Origin of the sequence: uncultured Anaerotruncus sp. (assembly GCF_902490045.1) — a bacterium.
Taxonomy (GTDB): Bacteria; Bacillota; Clostridia; order Oscillospirales; family Ruminococcaceae; genus Anaerotruncus.
Genome location: NZ_CABUCJ010000190.1, coordinates 1 through 2,763, shown reverse-complemented (window position 1 = coordinate 2,763; position 2,763 = coordinate 1). Strand labels below are relative to the sequence as shown.

Below are 2,763 nucleotides of genomic sequence, written 5' to 3'. Positions count from 1 at the left end.
CCCCGCCGCGGCGGGGAGCGTCCCGCCCTTTTGCACCCGCGGCCGCCGGGGAGGAAGCGCGCAGACGGTGCAGCTCCCGAGCGCCCGCGCGCAGCAGGCGAGCCGCACGTTGGAGAGCTGCTCCTCGGTCGTGAGCAGCCGTTTTTCCTCCGCGGAGAGGGGGGAGAGCTCGCCGTAGGCGGTCACTCTGCATCTCCCGCAGGTGTGCGCGCCGCCGCAGGGCAGCGAAAACCCGTGGGGCGCGAGCAGGTCGGAGAGGAGCGCCGGCCCCTCCCAGGGAATCTCAAGCCTCAGATCGCCGAGGGTGACGCAGATCTGTTTCACCGCCTCATCCCTCCCCGGGCGTCCGGGGCGGCAGCCCGCGGCAGAGCCGGCGCGCGAGCAGCGCGCTCCCCACCCCGAGCAGCGCGCCCGCGAGCAGGTCGGTCGGGTAGTGGACCGACAGGTAGAGGCGGGAAAAGGCGATCAGCGCGGCCAGCACGAGCGCGGGCACGCCCCACTTTTTGTCGAGCAGGAAGATCGCGGTCGCGCCGGCGAAGGAGGACCCGGTGTGCCCCGACGGGAAGGAAAAGGAGCCGGGCGGGGGAATGAGCAGCGAAACGCCGGGCAGCAGGGTGAAGGGGCGCGGCCGCTGGATCAGGTTTTTGATCACGAGCTCGCCCGAGACATAGGCGATCAGCAGCGCCAGCCCGCAAAAGATGCCCGCGCGGCGGGTCTTTTTGCGGGCGAGCAGCACAAGGCAGATCACCACCCAGATGAATCCGCTGTCCCCGAGCGCGGTGACATAGGGCATCACCGTATCGAGGAAGGGGCCGTGCAGATGTTCCGCAGCCCACCGGACAATGGTCAGGTCCATGTCGCACCTCCTTACAGTCCCTCTATTTTATCATGGGAACCGTAAAACAATCAATGACAATCGGGAGATTTATGGTATAATATTCACACAACAAACAGCGGTGCTGTTTGTAAGCCGCCTTTGGCGGCTTTGCGCGGCTGCGCCGCGCGGTGTGGATGTTACACCATAGCCAAAACCGGCGAAGCCGGTTTCGCGCCGCCCTGCGGCGCACAAGCCCAAAGGGCTTGCAGCTGTGGTATAATAGGCGCAGAGCGCCTGTTATGGCCGGGACGGTGCGCGCCCGCGGCCTGTTATCAGCTTATGGCCGGGACGGCGGCGTCATGCGCGGCCTGCGCGTCTGGACCGCCGCCCGCTGAAAAGAATCTATCGTGTCTGGAGGAGAAGCCATGTCCATCGCAAAGGAAGCAATGCTCAGGCTGCAAAACGGCAGCGACGTGCGCGGGATCGCCACGGAGGGGGTCGAGGGACAGCATGTCAACCTGACGGGAGAGGCCGTCAACCTGATCGCACAGGCGTTCGCCCTGTGGCTCGCCCAGAAAAAGAACGCCGCGCCCTCCGCCCTCAAGATCGGCGTGGGGCACGACTCGCGCGTCTCCGCGCCCGCGCTGAAGGCGCAGGTGCTCGAGGGCCTCGCCGGGCAGGGCGCCGCGGCCTACGACTGCGGGCTCGCGTCCACCCCGTCGATGTTCATGTCGATCGTCTTTCCCGAGACGCAGTACGACGGCGCCGTCATGATCACCGCGAGCCACCTGCCCTACAACCGCAACGGCCTCAAGTTTTTTGACGCGGACGGCGGATTGGAGAGCCGCGACATCACCGATCTGCTGCTCACCGCCGCCTCCCTCACGCCCGCCCGTGCGGACCTCTCCAAGGTGCAGCAGACCCCGCTGCTCTCCCTCTACGCGAACAGCCTGCGGGAAAAGATCCGCCTCGGCGTCGGCGCGGAGGACTACGAGAACCCGCTCGCGGGCCTGCATGTGGTGGTCGACGCGGGCAACGGCGCGGGCGGCTTCTTTGCCGAGCAGGTGCTCGCCCCGCTCGGCGCGGATACCACGGGCAGTCGGTACCTCGACCCGGACGGCACCTTCCCCAACCACATCCCCAACCCGGAAAACGCCGCGGCGATGGAGGCGGTGCGCGCCGCGACGGTCGAAAGCCGCGCCGATCTGGGCATCATCTTCGACACCGACGTCGACCGGATGTCGGCGGTGCTGTCCGACGGCTCGGAGGTCAACCGCGACGCGATCATCGCGATGATGGCCGCCATCCTCGCGCCCGACTACCCGGGCGGGACGATCGTCACCGATTCGGTCACCTCCGACCGGCTGACCGCCTTTTTGGAAAACACGCTCCAGCTTAAACACCACCGCTTCAAGCGCGGCTACAAAAACGTCATCAACGAGCAAAAGCGCCTTAACGCCGAGGGAATTTCCTGCCCTCTGGCGATCGAGACCTCGGGCCACGGCGCGCTCAGCGAGAACTACTACCTCGACGACGGCGCGTACATGGCGGTCAAGCTGCTCATCGCGGCGGCGCGCGCCAGGCGGGAGGGCAAAAAGATCGACGCGCTGATCGAAAAGCTGCCCCCGGCGTTTGAAACGCGGGAATACCGCATGAACCTGCGCGGCGACGACTTCAAGGCCTACGGGCTCGACGTGCTCGCCCAGTTCGAGGCGCGCGCCCGGGCCGCCGGCTACGCGGTCGCGCCCAACTCCTACGAAGGGGTGCGCCTCTCCTTTTCCGGCCCGGAAATCCGGGGCTGGGTGCTGCTGCGGCTGTCGCTGCACGACCCGCTCATGCCGCTCAACCTCGAGGGGGAGCGCCCCGGCGACTGTGACCGGCTCATCGCGGTCGTAAGGGAGCTGCTCGCGGGCTTCGACCGGCTCGACCTGTCCCCGCTCGGCCGG

At 67.3% G+C, this 2,763-nt stretch carries 2 protein-coding genes and 1 pseudogene; 1 reads left to right on the top strand and 2 read right to left on the bottom strand.

Annotation, left to right across the window (positions count from 1 at the left end; translation table 11 throughout):
- Together RDM88_RS12515 and RDM88_RS12510 are read right to left on the bottom strand one after the other, a co-directional pair.
- A pseudogene (locus RDM88_RS12515) lies at window positions 1-324 on the bottom strand (hypothetical protein); the annotation flags it as partial.
- Window positions 325-328: 4 nt separating this feature from the next.
- Window positions 329-856, bottom strand: coding sequence for a phosphatase PAP2 family protein (locus RDM88_RS12510; protein WP_308755156.1), 528 nt, complete (start codon window positions 854-856; stop codon window positions 329-331).
- Between the two features lie 386 nt (window positions 857-1,242).
- Here RDM88_RS12510 and RDM88_RS12505 point away from each other — a divergent pair.
- Window positions 1,243-2,763: phosphomannomutase/phosphoglucomutase (locus RDM88_RS12505; RefSeq protein WP_308755155.1), on the top strand; the 1,521-nt coding region annotated here is incomplete at its 3' end.